Below are 24,235 nucleotides of genomic sequence, written 5' to 3'. Positions count from 1 at the left end.
GGAACAAGTCTGTGGTCATGACAACATTAGATGGGAAACGCTTTGCACAAATGGTATTGCAAGGCGCGACACATTTAGCGAACAATGCAAAAACAGTAGACGCATTAAACGTCTTTCCCGTTCCAGATGGCGATACAGGGACAAACATGAACTTGTCGATGACTTCTGGGGCGAAAGAAGTGAAAAACCACGTATCGGACCATATTGGAAAAGTGGCGAGCGCATTAGCCAAAGGATTATTAATGGGTGCTCGCGGAAACTCAGGCGTTATTTTATCGCAACTATTCCGCGGATTTGCGAAAGCGGTTGAACAAAAAAGCGAAATCAATAGCAAAGAGTTTGCTGCAGCGCTTGAAGCGGGCGTGCAAACGGCGTATAAAGCGGTAATGAAGCCGGTTGAAGGAACGATTTTAACCGTTGCGAAAGATGCGGCGAAACGCGCTGTTACCGTTGCGAAAAAAGAAACGGACATCGTCACCGTCATGACGGAAGTGTTAAAAGAGGCAAAAGCGTCGTTAAAGCGCACGCCAGACTTACTTCCTGTATTAAAAGAAGTAGGCGTCGTTGACAGCGGTGGACAAGGTCTCGTGTTCGTATACGAAGGCTTTTTAGCGGCATTAAAAGGGGAAACGATTGCGGAATCAGAAACGTTGTCGATGGAACAACTCGTCCGCACCGAACATCACCGCAATGTACAAAGCCATTTGAGCGCAGATGACATTGAATTTGGATATTGTACGGAATTTATGGTGAAATTTGAGCAAGAAAAAGTAGCCAAACATCCGTTTCAAGAAGAAACGTTTCGCCAAGATTTGAGCCGCTTCGGCGATTCGCTTCTTGTGATTGCGGACGATGAATTAGTGAAAGTGCACATTCATGCAGAACAGCCAGGAGAAGTGCTCACATATGCGCAACGTTACGGAAGTTTAATTAACATTAAAATCGAAAACATGCGCGAACAACATGCGAATATTGTCCACGAAAATGTGCCGCAACCGAAAAAGCAAGAACGTCTCCCGTACGGTATCGTTACGGTAGCGATGGGGGATGGCATTGCTGAATTGTTTAAAAGCATCGGCGCTCATGCGGTCATCGAAGGTGGACAAACGATGAATCCGAGCACAGAAGACATCGTCAAGGCGATTGAAGAAGTGAATGCGGAAACGGTATTTGTTTTGCCAAATAATAAAAATATTATTTTAGCAGCTCAACAAGCCGCTTCGGTCGCTTCATGTGATGTTGTCGTCATTCCGTCAAAAACGGTGCCGCAAGGAATGACTGCATTGCTTTCATTTAATCCTTCTGCGACAAAAGAAGAAAACGAAGAAGCGATGACAGAGGCGCTTCATCGTGTAAAAACAGGACAAGTGACGTTTGCTGTCCGCGATACAAATATTGACGGTGTTGAAATTACGAAAGACGATTATATGGGCATTGCGGATGGGAAAATTGTCGTCTCTCACAAAGAGCTCATGCATGTCGTTGAAACGTTACTTTCCCATATCATTAGCGAAGAAGATGAAATCGTCACCATTCTTTCTGGTGAAGATGCGACGGATGAACAAACCGCACATGTCGTTCAATGGATTGAAAAGCAATTCCCGGACGTTGAAGTAGAAACACATCACGGCGGACAACCGTTATATCCGTTTATTTTTGCGATTGAATAAAGCGTATTGTTGTAATTCACATACGATAAAGAAGGGGAACGTTCCCCTTCTTTTTCATGAAGATGACAAGGGGGAGAACAAAGCGTGAAATATCGGAGTGTATTTGACATCATTGGCCCGATTATGATTGGCCCGTCGAGTTCGCATACAGCTGGGGCGGTGCGCATTGGCAAAGTCGCGCGCAACTTATTCGGAAGAAAGCCAGCATGGGCGGACATTTTCTTTTACGGTTCATTCGCTGAGACGTACAAAGGACACGGAACAGATGTCGCCATCGTCGGCGGGTTATTAAACTTTGATACGTTTGATGAACGAATGAAAACATCGTTACACATCGCCAAACAAGAAGGGATCCGCATTACGTTTCATGAAGAAGAAGCGATTCCGCCTCATCCAAATACGGCAAAAATTCGCATCGGCGATGAAAAAGGGGAGCTCGAGCTTGTCGGCATTTCTATTGGCGGTGGAAAAATTGAAATCATCGAGCTGAACGGCTTTGAGCTTAAGCTTTCTGGCCATCACCCTGCACTTTTAATTATGCATAACGATCGTTACGGGGCGATTGCAGGCGTTGCGAACGTATTAGCGAAATACGCCATCAATATCGGCCATATGGAAGTATCGCGGAAAGAAAAAGGAAAACAAGCGCTTATGACAATTGAAGTAGATCAAAATATTGATGATGCGATTGTGGAGCAATTAAAAACGTTGCCACATATTATTGACGTAACAAAAATTGTGGAGTAAAGCGGCGCAAAGGGGAGACAACGATGTTTCGAAATGTAGCAGAACTTGTGGAACGAGCAGAACGCGAACAAATAAAAATTGCAGAAGTGATGATTCGTCAAGAAATGGAAGTGACCGAGCGTAGCCGAGAGGATATTGTGGCGCAAATGGAGAAAAACTTACAAGTGATGGAACAAGCCGTTATGCGCGGATTAGCGGGCGTTCGCTCTCATTCTGGGTTAACAGGTGGCGATGCGACACGCTTACAACAATATATTGCGCGTGGGCAATTTTTATCAGGGGAAACGATTTTAGATGCCGTCAGCAAGGCGATGGCAACGAACGAAGTGAACGCGGCGATGGGGATGATTTGCGCGACACCAACAGCAGGATCAGCTGGTGTCGTCCCAGGCACATTATTTGCGGTGAAAGAAAAACTGCAACCGACGCGCGAACAAATGGTTGAATTTTTATTTACAGCTGGCGCATTCGGGTTTGTAGTCGCAAACAATGCCTCCATTTCTGGTGCGGCAGGCGGTTGCCAAGCAGAAGTTGGATCAGCGGCAGGCATGGCAGCAGCAGCGCTCGTCGAGATGGCTGGTGGCACGCCGAGACAAGCGGCGGAGGCGATGGCTATCGCTTTAAAAAATATGCTCGGACTCGTCTGTGATCCGGTCGCAGGTTTAGTTGAGGTACCGTGTGTAAAACGAAACGCGATCGGAGCGGCCAATGCGATGATTGCTGCCGATATGGCGCTTGCTGGCATACAAAGCCGCATTCCGTGCGATGAGGTCATTGAAGCGATGTTTCGCATCGGTCAAACAATGCCGATTGCATTAAAAGAAACAGCACAAGGAGGGTTAGCGGCCACGCCGACTGCGCGCAAATTAGAAGCGCGCATTTTCGGTAAGCCGAATGAGAAACGTGAGTGACGTATTACCACAACCAGTCACAGCGATTAAAGGAATTGGAGAAGAAACAGCCATAGCGCTTCATGACATGGGAATTGATACGATTGAACAACTGTTGTATCACTTCCCTTTTCGTTATGAAGATTATCGCATATGTGCATTAGAAGAAGCAAAGCATGATGAAAAAATAACGATTGTCGGCAAAGTGTACAGCGAGCCTACCGTTACGTATTATCAACGCAAAAAGTCGCGATTAACGTTTCGTGTGCTTGTGGATCGTTTTTTAGTGACGGCTATTTGCTTTAACCAACCTTATTTAAAAAAGAAACTAGCTTTGCACGAAACGGTGACGATGACAGGAAAGTGGGATAAACATCGTCAAACAATTACGGTGCAACAGCTTCATATCGGTGAAATAAAACAAAAAAAGGAAATTGAACCGGTCTATTCGACGCGAGGAGACTTAACGGTGAAAGGGATGCGCCGTTTTATAGCGCTCGCGTTACAACAATACGGCGATGCGATTGTCGACCCGTTGCCTTGCGAATTGTTGCAAACATATCGGCTCGTATCGAAACGTGACGCGATACGAGCGATTCATATGCCGCTTTCGCATGAGCAGCTGAAACAAGCGCGACGGCGGCTCGTTTATGAAGAATTTTTACTTTTTCAATTAAAAATGCAAGCGTTAAAAAAATATCGCCGTGAACAGTCACCGGGCATTGCACATCGCTTTTCAGATGAACAGCTTCAAACGTTTATTCAGTCGCTTCCATTTCCGCTCACGAACGCACAACAGCGGGTTGTCCGTGAAATTGTTCAAGATTTAAAGTCGCCATATCGGATGAATCGGCTATTACAAGGTGATGTCGGGTCAGGAAAAACCGTCGTTGCGGCTATTGTATTGTATGCAGTATATGTTTCCGGATATCAAGGGGCATTAATGGTGCCGACCGAAATTTTAGCCGAACAGCACGCCGAATCGCTCCGTGCGCTCCTTGAACCGATGGGCATTCGCGTCGAGCTATTGACGAGTTCTGTGAAAGGAAAAAGGCGAAAACAGTTACTTGAACAATTGGCAGCGGGAGACGTTCATGTTGTTGTTGGGACACATGCGCTCATTCAAGATGACATCAATTTTGCTCAGCTTGGAGTAGTCATTACAGACGAGCAACATCGTTTCGGTGTCGAACAACGGCGCATTTTACGTGAAAAAGGGCAATCGCCCGATGTGTTGTTTATGACGGCAACACCGATTCCGCGCACTCTTGCGATTACTGCGTTTGGAGAAATGGACGTTTCCGTCATTGATGAGATGCCGAAAGGAAGAAAAAAAATCGAAACGTATTGGGTCAAGCACGACATGCTTGAGCGCGTCTTTCAGTTTATCGCCAAACAAGTTGAGGCAGGACATCAAGCATACGTGATTTGTCCGCTCATTGAAGAGTCGGAAAAGCTTGATGTTCAAAACGCAATCGACGTTCATGCGATGTTAACGCACTATTATAAAGGGCGGTATCGCATCGGATTGATGCACGGCCGTTTATCTTCAGAAGAAAAAGAAGAAGTGATGCGTGCATTTAGTGTAAATGATATTCATATTTTAGTATCTACAACTGTTGTGGAAGTTGGGGTAAACGTCCCGAACGCGACGGTCATGGTCATTTACGATGCTGATCGATTCGGCCTTGCCCAGCTCCATCAGTTGCGCGGGCGAGTGGGGCGCGGACAAGCTCAATCGTATTGTATTTTAGTTGCCGATCCAAAGTCGGAAACGGGAAAAGAGCGCATGCGCATTATGACGGAAACGAACGACGGATTTGTGTTGTCTGAAAAAGATTTAGAACTGCGCGGGCCGGGCGACTTTTTTGGCACGAAACAAAGCGGCATGCCTGAGTTTCGTCTCGGCGATCTCGTCCACGACTATCGCATTTTAGAAGTGGCACGACAAGATGCAGCCCGCCTCATCGATTCCCCTGCCTTTTGGCGGGAAGAAAAATACGCTCTTCTTCGTGAACATTTACAGCAATCAGGCATTTTAAGCGGTGAAAAATTAGATTAAAAGTGGTTGAAATGTCATCTTGGGTGTTATATACTACTATTAGTACCTAGTAATAATTCGGATGGTGGATCGAAAATGAGAAGAAATAAACGAGAACGGCAACGATTACTGCAAGCAACGATCGAAGAAAATCCATTTATTACAGACGAACAGCTTGCCGAAAAATTTTCAGTCAGCATTCAAACGATCCGCCTCGATCGCCTAGAACTGTCGATTCCGGAGTTGCGCGAGCGCATTAAACATGTAGCTGAGCGCACATTTGCTGACGAAGTAAAGTCGTTGCCTATTGAAGAAGTGATCGGAGAAATCATTGATATACAGTTAGATGAAAGTGCCATTTCAATTTTTGATGTAAAAAAAGAACATGTATTTCAACGAAATCAAATTGCGCGAGGACATCATTTATTCGCACAAGCCAATTCGCTTGCGGTAGCGGTCATTAACGATGAATTAGCTTTAACGGCAAAAGCACACATTCGTTTTATGCGTCCCGTCAAAGAAGGAGAACGGGTCGTCGCGAAAGCGAAAGTAACAAACTTAAATGAAAATGGGCGCACAGTCGTTGAAGTGAATAGCTACGTTGGTCAAGAGCTTGTCTTTCAAGGAGAATTTCACATGTATCGTTCAAATGTTGTCAAAAAGGATGGAGAAGAAAAATGAAAATCGCAATCGATGCCATGGGAGGCGATCACGCACCAAAAGAAGTCGTGATCGGTGCACAAAAGGCGATTGAGCATTTTCACGATATTGAAATTACGCTTGTCGGGAATGAGACGCTCATTCGCCCATACATCACAAACGATGAACGACTATCGATCATTCATACGGAACAAGTAATTGAAGCAACAGATGAACCCGTTCGTGCCGTTCGCCGTAAAAAAGAGGCGTCCATGGTATTAATGGCCAATGAAGTGAGCGAAGGGCGCGCTCATGCGTGCATTTCGGCAGGCAATACAGGAGCTTTAATGGCAGCAGGGCTGTTTATCGTCGGCCGCATAGACGGCATTGATCGTCCTGCCTTAGCTCCGACGTTGCCAACGATTGGTGGAAAAGGATTTGTGTTGTTAGACGTTGGCGCAAACGTTGATGCCCGCCCAGAACATATAATGCAATATGCGTTGATGGGTGCAGCATATGCAGAAAAAGTGCGCGGTGTTGCTCGCCCGCGCGTCGGCTTATTAAACGTAGGAACAGAAGATCAAAAAGGAAATGAATTAGCAAAAAAAGCGTTTCAACTGATCCAAGAGACCCCGCTAAACTTTATCGGCAACGTGGAAGCGCGCGATTTATTAGAAGGAGTAGCTGACGTCGTCGTCACTGACGGATTTACCGGCAACGTGGCGTTAAAAACAATCGAAGGAACGGCGATCGCTGTTTTTTCGATGTTAAAATCGGCGCTGACAAGCGGAGTAGTAAGTAAAATAGCGGCGCTTGCTTTAAAGCCGCAGCTCATGCAATTGAAGAAAAAGATGGATTACGCTGAATACGGTGGGGCAGCGCTGTTCGGTTTACGTGCACCTGTCATTAAAGCGCACGGTTCATCGGACGCCCACGCTATTTTTCATGCCGTACGCCAAGCGCGTGATATGGTCGCCAACGAAGTCGTACAAACGGTGAAACAATCGATCGCGGAAATTACAAAATAAGAGGTGCTATGATGGGGAAAATCGCATTTATTTTTCCAGGACAAGGTTCACAAACAGTCGGGATGGGAAAAGAATGGGCGGAAAAAGATGAGAAGGTAGCATCGATTTTTCGCCAAGCAGATGAACGATTGCAAATGTCTTTGTCACAACTTATTTTTGAAGGACCACAAGACGTATTAACAAAAACAGAAAACGCTCAGCCAGCATTGCTCACGACAAGCATCGCATTTTTACAAAAAGTAAAAGAAGCGGGTATTCATCCGCATTATGTAGCAGGACATAGCCTCGGAGAATATAGCGCGCTCGTTGCAGCGTCTGTGCTGTCGTTTTCTGATGCGGTATATGCGGTGCGGAAGCGCGGGGAATTAATGGAAAAAGCCGTTCCAGCACGACAAGGAACGATGGCGGCGGTGCTTGGCATGGATGAGACGACGTTACAGCAAGTCGTTGATGAAGTGACGACACAATCATCGCCTGTTCAATTAGCCAACTTAAACTGCCCGGGACAAATTGTCATTTCCGGAGCAAAAGAAGCGGTTGAGCGAGCGTCACAACTTGCAAAAGAAAAAGGGGCAAAACGAGTCATTCCACTTGAAGTAAGCGGACCGTTTCACTCCATTTTAATGAAGCCAGCGGCAGAGCAGTTTTCATCTGTGCTTGACACATTGTCGTTTCAAGAAAGTGCTGTGCCGATCATTTCAAACGTGACAGCTGAGCCGATGACAAATGCAACGGAAATAAAACAACGTCTTGTTGAACAATTGTATTCACCCGTTCGTTGGGAGCAATCGATTCAAACGATGATCGATCTTGGTGTACATACGTTCATCGAAATCGGTCCTGGAAAAGTATTAAGCGGTCTAGTGAAAAAAATAAACCGTCATGTCAACGTCTATTCGATTTTTGATGAAGCTTCGTTTGCAGCGACGGTGACTGCGTTGAAAGGAGAATGAAGATGGAAGGAAAAGTAGCAATTGTGACAGGGGCATCACGTGGAATCGGACGTGAAATTGCTTTACATCTCGCTCGCCTCGGTGCAAAAGTAGCGGTCAATTATGCAGGGAGCGAAGCGAAAGCGAATGAAGTTGTTGCGCAAATTGTGGAACATGGTGGCGAAGCGTTCGCTGTGCAAGCCGATGTGGCAAATGGCGAAGCGGTCGAGCGCATGGTGAAAGAAGTGCTTGAACGCTGGGGGCGCGTTGACATTTTAGTAAACAACGCAGGCATTACGCGCGACAATTTGCTTATGCGCATGAAAGAAGAAGAATGGGATGCAGTCATTAACACAAACTTAAAAGGCGTCTTTTTATGTACGAAAGCTGTCACCCGTCCGATGATGAAACAACGTTACGGAAGAATTGTAAACGTCGCATCGATCGTTGGCGTGAGCGGCAACCCTGGTCAAGCAAACTACGTTGCAGCGAAAGCAGGCGTCATTGGACTGACGAAAACGGCAGCAAAAGAACTCGCGAGCCGAAACATTACGGTGAACGCTGTTGCGCCTGGATTTATTACGACAGATATGACAGACCAATTAAGCGAAGAGGTGCGCCAAGCGATGTTGCAACAAATCCCGCTCGCACGCTTCGGAAATCCAGAAGATATTGCCCATGTCGTCGCGTTTCTTGTTTCAGATGGGGCAAGCTATATGACAGGGCAAACGATTCACGTCGATGGCGGCATGGTCATGTAAAAATTCGTTTTATTTTCTGATATCGTTCTGTTTTTTAACTAAACCGTAAAAATATATGAAAGACTTCAATAAAATGTATTTAAAAACACCACTTCTTTTGTTATTATTTTTACATGTTATTGCATGGCTCTCTGATGAACATGTATATTAAAAGAGAGGGCGAGGTGAACAACCATCATAATGGTGAATCGAGTGGAAAGGCATATGATTTACGCCACTCATCCGTATTATCCGATGCTCGACGAGTATTGTTTTCGGTCAAAAAACTTGTACAACTTCGCCAACTATCAAGTGAGGCAAACGTTTTTTCAACACGGCACGTATCTTTCTTACAACAAGCTAGACAAGCTGCTGAAAACAGAAGGGATGGATACAGACTATCGAGCGATGCCAATGGCTCAATGTGCCCAACAAACGTTAAGGATGTTGCATCAAAATTGGCAATCATTTTTTAAGTCGATGAAAGATTGGACAAAAAACAAAGACAAATATACAGGCAGACCGAAACCGCCCAAATATCTCAAAAAAGACGGACGATATGTACTTGTGCTAACGAATCAATCATGCAAAGTCGTCGATGATCATATAACATTTCCTATCTGTTTTCAAGGGTTTCGGTTAAAGACAAACATGAAAGGGAAGCTACAACAAGTCCGATTCATTCCGAAACACCGCCATATCATCGTCGAAGTCGTTTACAAAATTCCTATTCCAGCGCAAAAACAAGATCACAACAGATACATCGGTATTGATTTAGGATTAGATAACTTCGCAACCATTGTGAACAACGTGGGGAAACAGCCGATCGTCATCAATGGTAAAGGTCTAAAATCCGCCAATCAATACTACAACAAACAAATGAGCCACTACCGCAAAGTAGCGAAACAAATGAATGGACTCGATTGGACAAAACGAATGAGCAAAATGACAGAAAAACGAAACCGCATCGTAGAAAACTTTATGCACCAAGCGAGTGCCTTTGTCATCAAACATGCGCTGTCTTTAGACTGCGATACGATTGTGGTGGGGATGAATAAAGATTGGAAGCGTGAAGTCCATCTCGGAAAGCGTACGAATCAAGCGTTCGTTCACATTCCGTATCAAACGTTTCTTCATCAGTTGCAGTACAAAGCGGTACAGCATGGCATTCGTGTCATCGTGACAGAAGAAAGCTATACATCGAAATGCAGTTTTTTAGACATGGAAGAAATGAAGAAACAAAAGGAATACAAAGGAAAACGAATCAAGCGTGGGCTGTTTCAATCTGAAAACGGAACGCTCATCCACGCAGATGTCAATGGAGCATACAACATCATGAGAAAAGTATTCCCAAAGGCGTTTGCCAATGGGATAGCGGGTGTGGGGTTACACCCAATCCGAGTACATGTCGCTTAAACGACGTGGACGGATAAACAATTTTATTAAAATCTTTCCCATGATTTTATGATTTTGATAAAATTGATAACCTAATGGCTTGAGGGGAGGTGAATAAAATGGCAGACGTATTAGAGCGTGTAACGAAAATCATCGTAGATCGCCTTGGTGTCGAGGAGTCACAAGTGACGCTTGAATCTTCATTCAAAGAAGATTTAGGAGCAGATTCGCTTGATGTCGTTGAGCTTGTTATGGAGTTAGAAGACGAATTTGATATGGAAATTTCAGATGAAGAGGCGGAGAAAATTGTTACTGTCGGTGACGCAGTAAACTACATAAAAAGCCGTCTATCATAATAAGCAAAGTCCCGTTTTGTAAGCGGGGCTTTCTATGCTTTTTACGTTTATAGTTGGGGGTTCATATGCATGTCGAAGCAACGACCGTACGTGAAGTTTAAACAGTTTCAAGAGCAAATTGGCATTTTTTTTCGCGATGAAAAATTGCTCATCCAAGCATTTACCCATTCATCATATGTGAATGAGCATCGAAAGCGGCTACATGAAGATAATGAGCGCCTTGAATTTTTAGGAGATGCCGTCCTTGAATTGACCGTTTCACAATATTTATTTGAACAGTTTCCGCAAATGAGCGAAGGGGAATTAACGAAACTGCGGGCAGCGATCGTTTGCGAACCATCGCTTGTTACGTTCGCTCATGCGCTATCGTTTGGCGATCTCGTTTTGCTCGGCAAAGGAGAAGAGCTAACGGGGGGGCGAATGCGTCCATCATTGTTAGCGGACGTGTTTGAAGCTTTTATTGGAGCGCTTTATTTAGATCAAGGTATAGAGGCAGTCGTACAATTTTTAGGGAAAACGATGTTCCCGAAAATTCGCGAAGGTGCTTTTTCTCATGTGATGGATTACAAAAGTCAACTACAAGAGCTCGTACAACGTGATGGCAGCGGCATTTTAGAATATAAAATTTTACAAGAACGAGGTCCTGCACATAATAAAGAGTTCGTATCGCGCGTATCGTTAAACGGGGAAGAGCTTGGCGTTGGCATTGGTCGCTCGAAAAAAGAGGCAGAACAACGCGCCGCACAAATGGCATTAGCTAAGCTAAAACAATCACAACAAGGCTGATCCGGTGCGAAAGGACAGCCTTGCTTATTGTTACATCTTTTACATGAAGGGGGATATACGTGTTCCTCAAACGATTAGAAGCTATCGGATTTAAATCTTTTGCAGATCGCATTTCAATCGATTTTGTTCCGGGGATGACGGCCATCGTCGGTCCGAACGGAAGCGGAAAAAGCAACATTACAGATGCGATTCGTTGGGTGCTTGGGGAGCAATCGGCGAAGTCGCTTCGCGGGGCAAAAATGGAAGACGTCATTTTTTCAGGAAGCGAATCGCGCAAACCGTTAAACGTGGCTGAAGTAACATTAACGCTTGATAATAGCGATCAATTTTTGCCACTTGAATACGAAGAAGTAAGTGTAACAAGACGTGTGTATCGCTCGGGAGATAGCGAATTTTTTATTAATAAACAGCCGTGTCGTTTAAAAGATATCGTTGATTTATTTATGGATTCAGGCGTTGGTCGCGAAGCGTTTTCGATCATTAGCCAAGGAAAAGTCGAAGAAATTTTAAGCAGTAAACCGGAAGAGCGTCGCATGATTTTTGAAGATGCAGCCGGTGTGTTAAAATATAAAATGAGGAAAAAAAAGGCTGAACACAAGTTAAGCGAAACAGAAGATCATTTACAACGCGTGCAAGATATTTTACATGAGTTAAACCAACAACTAGAACCGTTGAAACAACAAGCGTCCATTGCGAAAGAATATCTCGAGAAAAAAGAACAACTACAAACATACGAAGTCGGGCTCATCGTCTATGAAATTGAACAGCTACATGAAAAATGGGAAGCGTTAAAAGAACAGCTCGCTATACATGAACAAAACGAGATCGAATTAGCAACGACGCTACAAAAAGAAGAAGCGCACATCGCTGAATTGCGCCATGAACTGACGGCGCTCGATGAGTCGATTGACGGCTTACAACAAGTGTTATTGCTTGTGAGCGAAGAGCTAGAAAAAATGGAAGGAAAAAAACAAGTATTAAAAGAGCGAAAAAACAACGCCCATAAGCAACAACACCAAATGGAACAAACGGTGGCCCAACTGGCTGAGCGCGAACGTGTACTGGAAGCGACCATTGCAGAAAAAAAGAAGTTGCTTCAACAGCTTCAAACAAATGTGCAAGCGCTTCAAGCTGAATTAAAAGAAAAAAATAACGTGCTTTCCGCTTACGGTCCGAAAGCAGAGGCTGAAATTGAACGGCTAAAAAGCGAATATATCGATCTCGTTCACGAGCAAGCGACGTTGAAAAATGAACGGACGCACACGGAAGCACAGTTGCAAAAAAACGAAGAGAAACAACGACAGCTGATCGCTGCAAACGACGAGCATATTCGGGCATACGAGCAAATCGTTCAACAATGGGAACAAAAGCAACAGCTTGTTCACCAATTACAGCAGCGCATCGCCGAGCAAGAAGAAGCAGTAAAAACAAAAGAACAACAATTAGCGGTTCAAAAAGAACAATATCGCAAAAAAGAAGCGACGTTATATGAAGCGTACCAATACGTACAAAAAATGAAATCAAAAAAAGAAATGCTTGAAGCGATGCAACAAGAATATGCTGGATTTTTCCAAGGTGTGAAAGAAGTATTAAAAGCAAAAGATCGCCTTCCAGGCATTCATGGGGCTGTCGTTGAACTGATGACGGTGCCGTCTGAGCTAGAGACAGCGATCGAAGTGGCGCTTGGCGGAGCAGCGCAACATATCGTCGTAGAGAACGAACAAAGCGCACGCGAAGCCATTCAGTTTTTAAAGCGACATGCGTACGGACGAGCTACTTTTTTACCGCTCAACGTCATTCAAGGAAAATCGCTTCCTCCATCTGTTCGGGCGGATATGATGAAACATCCCGCTTACGTTGGCGTCGCTTCCGAATTAATTTCGTATGAAGCAACGTACGCGCAAGTGATGACAAACATTCTTGGAACGGTCATTATTACGCGCGACTTAAAAGGAGCGAATGAGCTTGCGCGCCAACTGCAATACCGCTATCGTTTCGTCACGCTTGACGGAGATGTTGTGAATCCTGGTGGAGCGATGACGGGAGGAACGGTAAACAAACAGACGAGTTCATTATTAAGCCGCACACGTGAACTTGAAGAAGTGACAGCAAGTTTTCGCGAAATCGAACGAAAAACGATTGAACTCGAACAGCGCATCCAGCGTGAAAAAGAGACGATTGCCCAAGCCGAACAGCAACGAGAGCATCTTTATGCGGAACTAGAAGCAAACCGTATGGCGCTGCAAGAAGAAAAAAGCGCATGGACGGAACTAGATCTCCGAAAAAAACATATGGATGAGCGACTAGCTGTGTATCGCTATGAACGACAAACGCTTGAGGAGGAAAAACAACAGCTGACCGCTCGACTTCACGATGTCATGCAGCAGCTTAATGAGTTAGAGAAAAACATCGCTCATATTGACGAACAAGTACAGCAATGGACAGAAAAAAAACAGCTCGAACAACAATCAAAAGAACAAATGCAAGAACAGCTGACCGCTTTAAAAGTCGCGCTCGCAGAAAAGCAAGAACATGTAAGAAATGAAGAACAACATGTGCGGCGACTTGTCGAAGAATGGGAAGAAACGAAGCGAACGCGCGCAAAAATGGAAGAAGAGCGGCATCAACTCATTCAGCATATGAACGAGCAAACGGAAGATGAACAACAGCTCGAACGAATATGCAAAGAAAAAACGAAGCAAAAAGAAGAAACGATTCAACTGATCGCTAGCCGCCGTGAACAACGACTACAATACCAAACGAAGCTTGAACAGCTCGAAAAAGAAATAAAAGAGCTGAAACGTCAACATAAACAGTTAACAGATACGTTAAAAGACGAAGAAGTGAAGCTCGCTCGTTTTGATATGGAGTTAGATCACTTGTTAAATCGACTTCGTGAAGAATATAAACTATCGTTTGAAGCGGCGAAAGAAGCGTTCCCACTTCACATCCCAGCGCAAGAAGCGCGGAAAAAAGTAAAGCTCATTCAATTGGCGATTGATGAGCTCGGGACGGTGAACCTTGGCGCGATTGAAGAATATGAACGCGTATTTGAGCGCCATCGCTTTTTAACGGAACAAAAAGAAGATTTACAACGCGCGAAAGATACACTTTATCAAGTGATTGACGAAATGGACGATGAAATGAAACGAAGATTTGCGGTGACGTTTGAACAAATTCGTACGCAATTTGCGCGCGTGTTCGTCGAATTGTTTGGAGGAGGAAAAGCGGATTTAAAGCTGACCGATCCGAACGATTTACTTCATACAGGTGTCGATATTGTCGCACAACCGCCGGGCAAAAAACTGCAACATTTAAGTTTATTATCAGGCGGTGAACGAGCGCTGACTGCCATTGCGCTTTTATTTGCTATTTTAAACGTTCGACCTGTTCCGTTTTGCGTGCTCGATGAAGTGGAAGCCGCACTAGATGAAGCGAACGTGCAACGATATGCGAAATATTTAAAGAAATTTAGCCACGAAACACAATTTATCGTCATTACTCATCGAAAGGGAACGATGGAAGAAGCAGACGTATTGTACGGAGTAACGATGCAACAATCAGGCGTATCGAAACTTGTTTCTGTTCGATTGGAAGAAGCAACTGGAAAGAAAGGATGAGAAACGGTGAGTTTTTTTAAAAAGTTAAAAGAAAAAATTGCAAAACAAGCGGATACAGTAACGGAAAAGTTTAAGCGCGGCTTAGAAAAAACGCGCGACTCTTTTGCGGGAAAAGTGAATGACTTAATCGCCCGCTATCGAAAAGTGGACGAAGAGTTTTTTGAAGAACTAGAGGAAATTTTAATTGCGTCAGACGTTGGTGTAGCAACGGTCATGGATTTTATTGATGAGTTGAAAATGGAAGTGAAGCGCCGCAACATTCAAGACCCGAAAGAAATGTATAGCGTCATTTCCGAAAAACTCATTGATATATATCAAGCGAGCGGCGATGAAACGACAGAACTAAACATTCAGCCAAACGGCTTAACGGTTATTTTATTTGTCGGTGTCAACGGCGTCGGAAAAACGACGACGATCGGAAAGCTCGCATATAAATTAAAAAACGAAGGAAAAAAAGTGATGCTTGCCGCAGGCGATACGTTCCGCGCGGGGGCGATTGAACAGTTAGAAGTATGGGGAGAGCGAGTAGGTGTCGAAGTGATTAAACAGTCAGCAGGCTCCGATCCGGCTGCGGTGATGTATGATGCAATTCAAGCGGCGAAATCGCGCAACGTCGATATTTTGCTGTGCGATACAGCTGGTCGCTTGCAAAATAAAGTGAATTTAATGAAAGAGCTTGAAAAAGTGAAACGCGTCATTGAACGAGAAGTACCTGGTGCACCACATGAAGTGTTGCTCGTGTTAGATGCAACGACGGGACAAAATGCGATGAGCCAAGCGAAAACGTTTAAAGAAGCAACGAACGTGACCGGTATCGTGTTAACGAAGCTTGACGGAACAGCAAAAGGGGGCATCGTGTTAGCAATCCGCCACGAGCTAAACATCCCGGTGAAATTTGTCGGCTTAGGAGAGAAAATGGACGATTTAGAGCCGTTTAACGCAGAACAATTCGTTTACGGATTATTTTCATCGTTTATGGAGCGTGAAGAAGCGCAAGGAGAATAACTTGACAGCATCGGTTAAAACATATACACTAAAGTCATGTAAAGGCGTTTCACTTAACAGGGGGGAGTTTCATGCTAGAAAAAACAACGAGAATGAATTACTTATATGACTTTTACCAATCGTTGTTGACGCCGAAGCAACGGAACTATATGTCCCTTTATTATTTAGACGATTACTCCCTCGGTGAAATTGCCGAAGAGTACGAAGTGAGTCGTCAAGCTGTATACGATAATATTAAACGGACGGAAGCGATGTTAGAAGATTATGAGCAAAAACTATTGCTCTTTCAAAAGTTTCAACAGCGGCAAAAATTATTAGATGTATTAAAGACGCATATTGCCGAACGCTATCCGAACGATGAAGAGCTGATAAAGCTCGTTGCGGAGTTGGAGAAATTAGAGTAGGGGGCGGTAACGATGGCATTTGAAGGATTGGCCGACCGTCTGCAACATGTCATGAATAAAATTCGTGGCAAAGGCAAAGTCACGGAAGCCGATGTAAAAGAAATGATGCGCGAAGTGCGGCTAGCGCTATTAGAAGCTGACGTCAATTTTAAAGTTGTTAAAGACTTTGTGAAAAAAGTAAGCGAGCGAGCTGTCGGACAAGAAGTGTTGAAAAGTTTGACCCCAGGGCAGCAAGTCATTAAAGTCGTCAAAGAAGAATTGACGGAATTAATGGGAGGAGAAAATAGCAAAATTGCTGTCGCAAGCCGCCCGCCAACCGTCGTCATGATGGTCGGTTTGCAAGGGGCAGGGAAAACGACGACAACAGGGAAATTAGCGAACTTACTGCGCAAAAAACATAATCGCAAACCGTTGCTTGTTGCCGGTGACATTTACCGTCCGGCAGCGATCAAACAGCTTGAAACGCTAGGTAAACAATTGAACATCCCTGTGTTTTCGCTCGGTGATCAAGTGAGCCCGGTCGAAATTGCCAAGCAAGCGATCGCAAAAGCGAAAGAAGAACACTACGATTATGTGTTAATCGATACCGCAGGGCGACTGCACATCGACGAAGCGCTGATGGACGAATTAAAACAAATGAAAGAAGTGACGAAACCAGATGAAATTTTCCTCGTCGTCGATGCGATGACAGGACAAGATGCGGTAAACGTCGCACAAAGCTTTAACGAACAGCTTGGCTTAACGGGCGTCATTTTGACGAAGCTCGACGGCGATACGCGCGGTGGAGCGGCGTTGTCCATTAAAGCGGTCACAAACACGCCAATTAAATTCGTCGGTATGGGCGAAAAACTCGATGCGCTTGAACCGTTTCATCCGGAGCGGATGGCATCGCGCATTTTAGGCATGGGCGATGTACTGACGCTCATTGAAAAAGCGCAAGCCGCGGTTGATGAAGAAAAAGCAAAAGAGCTCGAACAAAAAATGCGCACCGCATCATTTACCCTTGACGACTTTTTAGAACAGCTTGGACAAGTGCGCAAACTTGGTCCGCTTGATGAAATTTTAAAAATGTTGCCGGGCGCGAACAAAGTGAAAGGGCTCAACAACTTACAAATTGATGAAAAACAAATTAGCCGCGTAGAAGCGATTATTCGCTCAATGACAAAAGAAGAAAAAATGAACCCAGACATCATTAACTCAAGCCGCAAAAAGCGAATTGCTAAAGGAAGCGGAACGACGGTTCAAGACGTCAACCGCTTGTTGAAACAGTTTGACGAAATGAAAAAAATGATGAAAATGATGACAACTATACCAAAAGGGAAAAAGAAAGGGTTCCGTTTCCCGTTCATGTAAACAAAATGATAGTGTTAAGAAAAAACACTTTACAAACAAAACGTTTATTGCTAATATACTATCTTGTGTGAAATATTTTCGGAGGTGCTACAATTATGGCAGTAAAAATTCGTTTAAAACGTATGGGTGCAAAAAAATCACCATTTTATCGTATCGTTGTTGCAGACTCTCGTTCTCCACGTGACGGTCGTTTCATCGAAACAATCGGCACATACAACCCATTAACAGAGCCTGCAGAAATTAAAATTAACGAAGAGCTTGCGTTAAAATGGTTACAAAACGGTGCGAAACCATCTGATACGGTGCGCAACTTGCTTTCAAAACAAGGAATTTTAGAAAAATTCCACAACTTAAAGTACGGAAAGTAATGTATGAAAACGTTGCTTGAGACGATTGTTCGGTTACTTGTCGATCATCCGGAATGCGTCGTCATTCGCGAAACGGAACAACAACAATCGATCACATATTCGATTGCCCTTCATCACGAAGACGTTGGAAAAGTGATCGGAAAAAACGGACGAATCATTCAAGCGATTCGTACCGTTGTTCAAGCAGCAAACGAGTCGAAGAAGCGAATAGACGTACGCATCGAAGAGTAAGGGAGAGGGAGATACCTCCCCTTTTTTCGTTCAGAAAGGCGGTGCGCCATGAAAATTATTCAAACGGTTGAAGTGAGACAACGATTGACAGAAAAAAGTAAGCAACAGCTTATTCAACAATTGACGGCACAAAAACGACAGCTTGAACAACAATGTGAACAGCTTATTTTTGAACAAAAACGAATGGAAAAGCAAACATCGTTTCCACCGAAACAAATTAAAGAAAAGTTTGAACGAGAAATGCAAGTTCGACGTCAAAAAATAGCGGAACTTGACTTCCTTCTCGAACAATTGCGCATATTACCGGTAGGAAGCGAAATAAAAGAACGAGAGGTGGAGGCGATTATCGACGTTCACATCGGTGATCGTTGGTCGCCTCAAAAAACGATTATTATTGAAGATGGAATTGTTGTTGACATACGCGAGGGGTGATCGTTGTGAAATGGTTTAATGTCGGAAAGATTGTCAATACGCACGGCATTCGCGGTGAAGTGCGCGTCATTTCACGCACAGATTTTGCGCAAGAACGGTATAAAATCGGAAATGTGCTATATATTTTTATGGGAAGCGAGCCGCCAATTGAAGTGAAAGTGGCGAGCCATCGAGTTCATAAGTCGTTTGATTTATTGACGTTTGAAGGATATGACAACATCAATTTAGTTGAAAAATTCAAAGGCGCCATGATTAAAGTGCCAGAAAGCCAACTTCAACCGCTTGATGAAGGAGAATATTATTTCCACGAAATTATCGGCTGCACCGTTGTAACCGAAGATGGCGAAACGATTGGCGAAGTAAAGGAAATTTTAACGCCAGGAGCAAATGACGTATGGGTCGTGAAACGGAAAAAAGGTGGAGATGTATTTATCCCTTACATTACAGATGTCGTCAAACAAGTCGATGTCGAAAATAAAACGATTACCATTCATGTCATGGAAGGACTGCTTGACGAATGAAAATCGACGTGCTCACTTTATTTCCAACGATGTTTACCGGCGTGCTTCAAGAGTCGATTTTAAAACGAGCGCAAGAAAAAGGGGCGGTTACGTTTCAACTCGTCAATTTTCGCGAGTTTGCCGATAATAAACACCAAACGGTAGATGACTATCCTTATGGCGGTGGCGCTGGGATGGTATTAAAACCACAGCCGATTTTCGATGCGGTTGATCATTTAACGAAACAGAGCGAACATCGCCCGCGCATTATTTTACTTTGCCCACAAGGAGAACGCTACACACAAAAAAAGGCGGAGGAACTCGCCAAAGAACAACATTTAATTTTCATTTGCGGCCATTACGAAGGATATGACGAGCGCATTCGTGAGCATGTCGTAACGGATGAAATTTCCATTGGAGATTATGTGTTAACGGGCGGAGAGCTGGCGGCGATGGTCGTCATCGATAGCGTCGTTCGCTTGCTTCCGGGCGTGCTTGGCAACGAACATTCCTCTGTCCTTGATTCATATAGCTCTGGCTTACTTGAGCATCCGCATTATACGCGGCCTGCGGATTTTCGAGGCATGAAAGTACCAGACGTTCTTCTTTCTGGCAACCATCGTTTAATTGAAGAGTGGCGTCAAAAAGAATCGTTGCGTCGTACGTGGTTGCGACGACCGGATTTACTTGAAACGTATGAACTAACAGAACAGCAAAAAAAATGGATTGAACAATGGGAAAAAAATGAGCGGTAACTCTTGCATCCGATACATCTTTATGCTAGTATAAACGTTGTGACTTACGTCGCACGTAAAACGATGTTCCGCTGCTATGAACGATAAACATAAGCATGAGCATCTGTTGGAAGGAGATGAATATGATGCATCATTTAATTCAAGAAATTACAAAAGAACAACTACGTAACGATCTTCCTGAATTCCGCCCTGGTGACACAGTGCGCGTTCACGTAAAAGTAGTCGAAGGAAACCGTGAGCGTATCCAAGTATTTGAGGGCGTTGTCATCAAGCGTCGTGGTGGTGGAATTAGCGAAACATTTACAGTGCGTAAAGTATCTTACGGTGTAGGTGTTGAGCGTACATTCCCATTACACACGCCGAAGATTGCGAAATTAGAAGTTGTTCGTCGCGGTAAAGTTCGTCGCGCGAAATTGTACTACTTGCGTCAACTCCGCGGTAAAGCAGCACGCATCAAAGAAATCATCTAACAAAAGACATGATTGCGAGGAGCTTGATCATCAAGCTCCTTTTTCAACATTCATCATATAGGTGGGAGACGGATGGAAAAACAAAAAAACGAATGGTTTGAATGGCTGAAAGCAATTGTTATTGCGGTGGCGTTAGCAGGAGGTATTCGCTATTTTATTTTTGCCCCGATTATCGTTGAAGGGGAATCGATGATGCCGACATTACATAACCAAGATCGTATGATCGTGAATAAAGTGGCATACAAAATTGGCGAACCAGAACGATTTGATATTATTGTGTTTCATGCAGAAGAAGGAAAAGACTATATTAAGCGCGTCATTGGGCTTCCGGGCGATCGCATTGAATATAAAAACGACACGCTATATGTTAACGGAAAGCCGTATAAAGAGCCTTATTTAGACGAAGAGAAAAAGCAAGTATTTGATGGTCCGCTAACAGAATCGTTTACACTTGAAGAACTATGGGGACGAAAAACGGTTCCAGAAGGTCATTTATTTGTGCTCGGAGATAATCGTCGCTACAGCAAAGATAGCCGTCATATCGGCTTTATTCCAATGGATAAAGTCGTAGGCAAAACGTCGGTCGTCTATTGGCCCCTTTCTGATGCGCGAATTGTTGAATAACATCTTACAAAGTAGGTGGCAACGATGACGATTCAATGGTTTCCCGGCCATATGGCGAAGGCGAAACGAGAAGTAACAGAAAAATTAAAGCTCATTGATATCGTATTTGAACTTGTTGATGCGCGCATCCCGATGTCATCCCGCAATCCGTTAATTGATGAAATCGTCGCAAATAAGCCGCGCATCATGTTGTTAAATAAAGCGGATATGGCTGACCCAGACGTCACAAAGCAATGGATTGAATTTTTCGCCACGCAACAAATCGAAGCGATTGCGATCGACTCACAAAGCGGAACGGGCGTGAAGCAAATTGTGACGGTCGCAAAAGAGAAGTTGCGCCCAAAGTTTGAAAAAATGATGGCTAAAGGAATTAAACGTCCTCGCGCGATGCGCGCGTTAATTGTCGGAATTCCAAACGTCGGAAAATCGACGCTCATTAACCGACTGGCCGGAAAACATATCGCGAAAACGGGCGATACACCAGGAGTGACGAAAGCACAACAATGGATTAAAGTCGGCAAAGAACTTGAGCTGCTTGATACGCCAGGGATTTTATGGCCGAAGTTTGAAGACGAAGAAGTCGGATTCAAGCTTGCGACAACAGGGGCAATTAAAGATACGATTTTAAATTTACAAGACGTCGCTGTATACGCGTTACGCTTTTTAGCTGCTTATTATCCTGAGCGTTTAAAAGAACGGTACGCGCTTTCGGATATTCCAGAAGACATCGTTGTATTGTTTGATGAAATCGGAAAAAGACGAGGCTGTTTAGCTGCTGGAGGCGTCGTAGATTACGATAAAGTAGCTGAGCTTGTGTTGCGCGATATTCGCACAGAAAAATTAGGACGGCTCAGTTTTGATCGCCTGTAAGGTTCGCATAAGCGGGCCTTTATTTTTTTGCCAATTTGCCGATATAGGATATAAGGAGTGATCGAGTGTGAATATGCAAGAGATCAAACAACGATTACAAACGATTTGCGATGAAACAGATGAATGGTTTCAACAACTATTACACGATGAGCGAAAAGGCGTCCAACGCCTCGTTCAACAATGGTATAAACAAAAAGAAACAGAAAAACGCGAACGGGAACGTTTTTCGCATATGTTGCAATATGAGCAGGCGCTATATGAAAAAGGCGTGCGCTACATCGCTGGGGTAGATGAAGTGGGACGCGGTCCGCTCGCTGGCCCAGTTGTTGCCGCTGCGGTCATTTTGCCGAAAGACGTGTTTTTACCTCATTTGGACGATTCGAAAAAACTATCGGAAACGAAGCGAGAGCAATTGTTTTCTGTCATTCAGCAAACGGCGCTTGCGATCGGCATCGGCATAGTGAGCGCCCGTGAAATTGACGAGCTAAACATTTACGAAGCGACGAAAAAAGCGATGGTGCAAGCCGTCCAAGCGCTTGCGATCGCTCCCGAACATTTGCTTATTGATGCGATGCACATTCCGCTATCGATTCCGCAAACATCCATCATTAAAGGAGATGCGCATAGTGCATCTATTGCAGCAAGCTCCATCATAGCGAAAGTGACGCGCGATCGGATGATGAAACAGCTAGGTGAGAAATATCCGCAATATGGATTTGAGAAACATATGGGCTACGGAACGAAAGCGCATATTCAAGCGATTGAACGATATGGTGTCATTGATGAACATCGTCGTTCTTTTGCGCCAATTCGTGAGCGAATGAAACGAGGGGAATGAAATGAACGTCCAATGGATGCGCACGTTATTTGACGATAGGCAGACGGTCCGCTTGCCGAAAGGACCGACGTTTCAAGTTGGCGACATGATTTACGGAAAAATCGAAAAAATCAATGAAGATCAAACGGCGCTCGTTCGCATCGGGGGTTATACGCTGACAGCAGAATTGCATTCACCTGTTAAAGAAGGCGGAACATATACGTTTCAAGTGCGAAAGACGATGCCGCTTGAGCTGAACATATTGCCTCGTCCAGCAAAGCTGACAGATGAAGAAAGCGTCATTCGTCATTTTCGTCTACCCGAGAATGAACAAACGAAAGCGCTCGTTCGTTGGATGATGAATGAATCATTTTCGTTTAAAAAGAACGACATGGCGCTCATTCGGCACTGGTTGCGAACAGGCGGTGAAAAAGAGGTGCAAGCAATCAAATGGCTGTTGATGCACAATTTGCCGCTTCATGACGATGTGTTTCGTGCGCTCGTCACTTTACAGCATGATCAGCCGCTATATGAACAGCGGCTTATGCTTGCGGCGCTTATTGATCGTGCTCATCCAAAAGGAACGTTAGCGACACTTTCTTCCTATTTACGCCATATGCCGACACTTTCTTCTTTTTCGCCTGAACATATTCAACAACTGCTTGAAGAGACGATGAAACAACAAGATGAATGGCTCGTTTTATTGCAAACAGCAGCCGAAGAAGCAACAGGTGAGTTAAAAGCGGAGATCACCTCATTACTTGATCGGATGAAAGCATATCAGTTGTTATCAACAAACGACCATTCGCTCCAACATATATTTACTCAATTTCCGTTACTCATCGGGACGCATGCAACAGATGTGACGATTCAATGGCGCGGAAAACAACGAGAAAACGGAAAAATGGATACAGACTATTGTCGCATTTTATTTTATTTGACGATGGCGAAGTTAAAAGAAACGATTGTAGACGTTCATATTCAACAACGCATCGTTCATATTTCGATCATTAACGACACGCCCCATGTAGAACTGTACGCATCCGCCCTTGAGCCGGCACTAAAGGAGAAGCTTGCTGAACATGGCTACACGCTTTCTGCCGTTTCCGTTAAACCGCCGATGAACAAGCGAAGCGAACGGTTACTTGTTGAACCATTTTCTTATAAAGGAGTCGATTATCGCGTATGAAACGAAAACGTGCCGTTGCTTTGTCGTACAACGAACAACATATTGCCCCCGTCGTTGTGGCAAAAGGGGAAGGAATGGTTGCTGAGCGTATCATTGAACGCGCGAAACAATACGACGTCCCGATTTACGAAGATCAAACGCTCGCTACAATGCTTAGTCAATTACAATTGAACGAAACGATTCCCGAGGAGCTGTACAAAGTCGTTGCTGAAGTATTTGCGTTCATTTATCAAATAGAAAAAAAGATAGAGGAGCGCTCGTGAAGTGACCGTCGCTTCTTTTTCTTTTGTTAAAGAATTTTCTGTCTAAATGGTAGACAACTGACAAAGTATCATTATACAATGAAAGCGCTAGTACTTTTATTTTTATACAT

Annotated in this window: 26 protein-coding genes; all 26 read left to right on the top strand. The window is 44.2% G+C overall.

Going from position 1 to position 24,235, the window contains the following annotated elements:
* Window positions 1-11 precede the first annotated feature (11 nt).
* The 26 genes from EKC99_RS04935 to EKC99_RS04810 all read left to right on the top strand — a co-directional run bounded on the left by EKC99_RS04935 (window position 12) and on the right by EKC99_RS04810 (window position 24,125).
* Window positions 12-1,670 carry a DAK2 domain-containing protein gene (locus EKC99_RS04935; protein WP_163150813.1) on the top strand — a complete coding sequence of 553 codons (1,659 nt, stop codon included), beginning with the start codon at window positions 12-14 and terminating at the stop codon, window positions 1,668-1,670.
* 84 nt (window positions 1,671-1,754) lie between these two features.
* Complete coding sequence (sdaAB, locus tag EKC99_RS04930; protein ID WP_042533836.1) at window positions 1,755-2,417, top strand: L-serine ammonia-lyase, iron-sulfur-dependent subunit beta; 663 nt, start codon at window positions 1,755-1,757, stop codon at window positions 2,415-2,417.
* A 23-nt stretch (window positions 2,418-2,440) separates the two neighbouring features.
* Window positions 2,441-3,328: an L-serine ammonia-lyase, iron-sulfur-dependent, subunit alpha gene (gene sdaAA / locus EKC99_RS04925; protein ID WP_042533838.1), complete on the top strand. Its 888-nt coding sequence runs from the start codon at window positions 2,441-2,443 to the stop codon at window positions 3,326-3,328.
* A complete protein-coding gene (recG, locus tag EKC99_RS04920; protein ID WP_305793586.1) occupies window positions 3,312-5,369 on the top strand; it encodes an ATP-dependent DNA helicase RecG in 2,058 nt (685 codons plus the stop codon). The genes sdaAA and recG overlap by 17 nt, the downstream gene beginning before the upstream one ends.
* A gap of 75 nt (window positions 5,370-5,444) precedes the next feature.
* Complete coding sequence (gene fapR, locus EKC99_RS04915) at window positions 5,445-6,029, top strand: transcription factor FapR (RefSeq protein WP_042533842.1); 585 nt, start codon at window positions 5,445-5,447, stop codon at window positions 6,027-6,029.
* Window positions 6,026-7,015: a phosphate acyltransferase PlsX gene (gene plsX / locus EKC99_RS04910; protein WP_075039026.1), complete on the top strand. Its 990-nt coding sequence runs from the start codon at window positions 6,026-6,028 to the stop codon at window positions 7,013-7,015. The genes fapR and plsX overlap by 4 nt, the downstream gene beginning before the upstream one ends.
* Window positions 7,016-7,026: 11 nt before the next feature.
* Entirely contained in the window at window positions 7,027-7,968 is a 942-nt protein-coding gene (gene fabD / locus EKC99_RS04905; protein WP_075039027.1) for an ACP S-malonyltransferase, read from the top strand.
* Complete coding sequence (gene fabG, locus EKC99_RS04900) at window positions 7,965-8,708, top strand: 3-oxoacyl-[acyl-carrier-protein] reductase (protein ID WP_163150811.1); 744 nt, start codon at window positions 7,965-7,967, stop codon at window positions 8,706-8,708. Before fabD ends, fabG begins: the two co-directional genes overlap by 4 nt.
* 204 nt (window positions 8,709-8,912) lie before the next feature.
* Complete coding sequence (locus tag EKC99_RS04895) at window positions 8,913-10,103, top strand: RNA-guided endonuclease InsQ/TnpB family protein (protein ID WP_240468797.1); 1,191 nt, start codon at window positions 8,913-8,915, stop codon at window positions 10,101-10,103.
* Window positions 10,104-10,201: 98 nt separating this feature from the next.
* Complete coding sequence (gene acpP / locus EKC99_RS04890) at window positions 10,202-10,438, top strand: acyl carrier protein (protein WP_003394967.1); 237 nt, start codon at window positions 10,202-10,204, stop codon at window positions 10,436-10,438.
* A 69-nt stretch (window positions 10,439-10,507) separates the two neighbouring features.
* Entirely contained in the window at window positions 10,508-11,224 is a 717-nt protein-coding gene (gene rnc, locus EKC99_RS04885) for a ribonuclease III (protein WP_009732858.1), read from the top strand.
* Window positions 11,225-11,283: 59 nt separating this feature from the next.
* On the top strand, window positions 11,284-14,844 hold the full coding sequence (smc, locus tag EKC99_RS04880; protein ID WP_163150809.1) for a chromosome segregation protein SMC: 3,561 nt from the start codon (window positions 11,284-11,286) through the stop codon (window positions 14,842-14,844).
* A gap of 6 nt (window positions 14,845-14,850) precedes the next feature.
* Window positions 14,851-15,849 (top strand): signal recognition particle-docking protein FtsY, encoded by a 999-nt coding sequence (ftsY, locus tag EKC99_RS04875; RefSeq protein ID WP_009732860.1) that lies wholly within the window; start codon window positions 14,851-14,853, stop codon window positions 15,847-15,849.
* Between the two features lie 71 nt (window positions 15,850-15,920).
* Window positions 15,921-16,253, top strand: a complete 333-nt coding sequence (locus EKC99_RS04870) for a putative DNA-binding protein (protein ID WP_019418394.1) — start codon at window positions 15,921-15,923, stop codon at window positions 16,251-16,253.
* Between the two features lie 12 nt (window positions 16,254-16,265).
* Window positions 16,266-17,606 carry a signal recognition particle protein gene (ffh, locus tag EKC99_RS04865; RefSeq protein ID WP_009732862.1) on the top strand — a complete coding sequence of 447 codons (1,341 nt, stop codon included), beginning with the start codon at window positions 16,266-16,268 and terminating at the stop codon, window positions 17,604-17,606.
* A gap of 95 nt (window positions 17,607-17,701) precedes the next feature.
* Entirely contained in the window at window positions 17,702-17,974 is a 273-nt protein-coding gene (gene rpsP, locus EKC99_RS04860) for a 30S ribosomal protein S16 (RefSeq protein WP_004891099.1), read from the top strand.
* Window positions 17,975-17,977: 3 nt separating this feature from the next.
* Entirely contained in the window at window positions 17,978-18,205 is a 228-nt protein-coding gene (locus EKC99_RS04855) for a KH domain-containing protein (protein ID WP_163150807.1), read from the top strand.
* 48 nt (window positions 18,206-18,253) lie between these two features.
* Window positions 18,254-18,637, top strand: coding sequence for a YlqD family protein (locus EKC99_RS04850; protein WP_163150806.1), 384 nt, complete (start codon window positions 18,254-18,256; stop codon window positions 18,635-18,637).
* A complete protein-coding gene (rimM, locus tag EKC99_RS04845; RefSeq protein WP_305793587.1) occupies window positions 18,637-19,158 on the top strand; it encodes a ribosome maturation factor RimM in 522 nt (173 codons plus the stop codon). Before EKC99_RS04850 ends, rimM begins: the two co-directional genes overlap by 1 nt.
* Window positions 19,155-19,892, top strand: a complete 738-nt coding sequence (gene trmD / locus EKC99_RS04840; RefSeq protein WP_019418397.1) for a tRNA (guanosine(37)-N1)-methyltransferase TrmD — start codon at window positions 19,155-19,157, stop codon at window positions 19,890-19,892. Before rimM ends, trmD begins: the two co-directional genes overlap by 4 nt.
* 125 nt (window positions 19,893-20,017) lie before the next feature.
* A complete protein-coding gene (gene rplS / locus EKC99_RS04835; RefSeq protein ID WP_003394943.1) occupies window positions 20,018-20,362 on the top strand; it encodes a 50S ribosomal protein L19 in 345 nt (114 codons plus the stop codon).
* Window positions 20,363-20,434: 72 nt separating this feature from the next.
* Window positions 20,435-20,986: a signal peptidase I gene (gene lepB, locus EKC99_RS04830; protein ID WP_009732867.1), complete on the top strand. Its 552-nt coding sequence runs from the start codon at window positions 20,435-20,437 to the stop codon at window positions 20,984-20,986.
* Between the two features lie 15 nt (window positions 20,987-21,001).
* The gene (gene ylqF / locus EKC99_RS04825; RefSeq protein WP_205597792.1) at window positions 21,002-21,856 is read left to right on the top strand and encodes a ribosome biogenesis GTPase YlqF; all 855 of its coding nucleotides are present in this window, start codon (window positions 21,002-21,004) and stop codon (window positions 21,854-21,856) included.
* 73 nt (window positions 21,857-21,929) lie between these two features.
* Window positions 21,930-22,694, top strand: a complete 765-nt coding sequence (locus EKC99_RS04820; RefSeq protein WP_163150840.1) for a ribonuclease HII — start codon at window positions 21,930-21,932, stop codon at window positions 22,692-22,694.
* 1 nt (window position 22,695) lies between these two features.
* Complete coding sequence (locus EKC99_RS04815; protein ID WP_163150800.1) at window positions 22,696-23,862, top strand: hypothetical protein; 1,167 nt, start codon at window positions 22,696-22,698, stop codon at window positions 23,860-23,862.
* On the top strand, window positions 23,859-24,125 hold the full coding sequence (locus tag EKC99_RS04810; RefSeq protein ID WP_009732871.1) for an EscU/YscU/HrcU family type III secretion system export apparatus switch protein: 267 nt from the start codon (window positions 23,859-23,861) through the stop codon (window positions 24,123-24,125). Before EKC99_RS04815 ends, EKC99_RS04810 begins: the two co-directional genes overlap by 4 nt.
* The last annotated feature ends 110 nt before the right edge of the window (window positions 24,126-24,235 follow it).

The sequence above is a fragment of the Anoxybacillus sp. MB8 genome, from assembly GCF_011006755.1.
GTDB classification, from domain to species: Bacteria; Bacillota; Bacilli; order Bacillales; family Anoxybacillaceae; genus Anoxybacillus; species Anoxybacillus gonensis.
The sequence above is the reverse complement of the archived record's forward strand: the minus strand, read 5'-3'. Positions and strand labels throughout refer to the sequence as shown.

Bases quoted from the DNA above. Each gene is read 5' to 3' on its own strand.
- EKC99_RS04870 (WP_019418394.1), top strand. From the start codon at position 15,921: ATGCTAGAAAAAACAACGAGAATGAATTACTTATATGACTTTTACCAA.
- EKC99_RS04850 (WP_163150806.1), top strand. From the start codon at position 18,254: ATGAAAATTATTCAAACGGTTGAAGTGAGACAACGATTGACAGAAAAA.
- rplS (WP_003394943.1), top strand. From the start codon at position 20,018: ATGCATCATTTAATTCAAGAAATTACAAAAGAACAACTACGTAACGAT.
- fabG (WP_163150811.1), top strand. From the start codon at position 7,965: ATGAAGATGGAAGGAAAAGTAGCAATTGTGACAGGGGCATCACGTGGA.
- EKC99_RS04855 (WP_163150807.1), top strand. From the start codon at position 17,978: ATGAAAACGTTGCTTGAGACGATTGTTCGGTTACTTGTCGATCATCCG.
- rnc (WP_009732858.1), top strand. From the start codon at position 10,508: ATGTCGAAGCAACGACCGTACGTGAAGTTTAAACAGTTTCAAGAGCAA.
- EKC99_RS04815 (WP_163150800.1), top strand. From the start codon at position 22,696: ATGAACGTCCAATGGATGCGCACGTTATTTGACGATAGGCAGACGGTC.
- recG (WP_305793586.1), top strand. From the start codon at position 3,312: ATGAGAAACGTGAGTGACGTATTACCACAACCAGTCACAGCGATTAAA.
- trmD (WP_019418397.1), top strand. From the start codon at position 19,155: ATGAAAATCGACGTGCTCACTTTATTTCCAACGATGTTTACCGGCGTG.
- EKC99_RS04895 (WP_240468797.1), top strand. From the start codon at position 8,913: ATGATTTACGCCACTCATCCGTATTATCCGATGCTCGACGAGTATTGT.
- rpsP (WP_004891099.1), top strand. From the start codon at position 17,702: ATGGCAGTAAAAATTCGTTTAAAACGTATGGGTGCAAAAAAATCACCA.
- sdaAA (WP_042533838.1), top strand. From the start codon at position 2,441: ATGTTTCGAAATGTAGCAGAACTTGTGGAACGAGCAGAACGCGAACAA.
- ffh (WP_009732862.1), top strand. From the start codon at position 16,266: ATGGCATTTGAAGGATTGGCCGACCGTCTGCAACATGTCATGAATAAA.
- lepB (WP_009732867.1), top strand. From the start codon at position 20,435: ATGGAAAAACAAAAAAACGAATGGTTTGAATGGCTGAAAGCAATTGTT.
- fabD (WP_075039027.1), top strand. From the start codon at position 7,027: ATGGGGAAAATCGCATTTATTTTTCCAGGACAAGGTTCACAAACAGTC.
- acpP (WP_003394967.1), top strand. From the start codon at position 10,202: ATGGCAGACGTATTAGAGCGTGTAACGAAAATCATCGTAGATCGCCTT.
- fapR (WP_042533842.1), top strand. From the start codon at position 5,445: ATGAGAAGAAATAAACGAGAACGGCAACGATTACTGCAAGCAACGATC.
- EKC99_RS04810 (WP_009732871.1), top strand. From the start codon at position 23,859: ATGAAACGAAAACGTGCCGTTGCTTTGTCGTACAACGAACAACATATT.
- plsX (WP_075039026.1), top strand. From the start codon at position 6,026: ATGAAAATCGCAATCGATGCCATGGGAGGCGATCACGCACCAAAAGAA.
- EKC99_RS04820 (WP_163150840.1), top strand. From the start codon at position 21,930: ATGCAAGAGATCAAACAACGATTACAAACGATTTGCGATGAAACAGAT.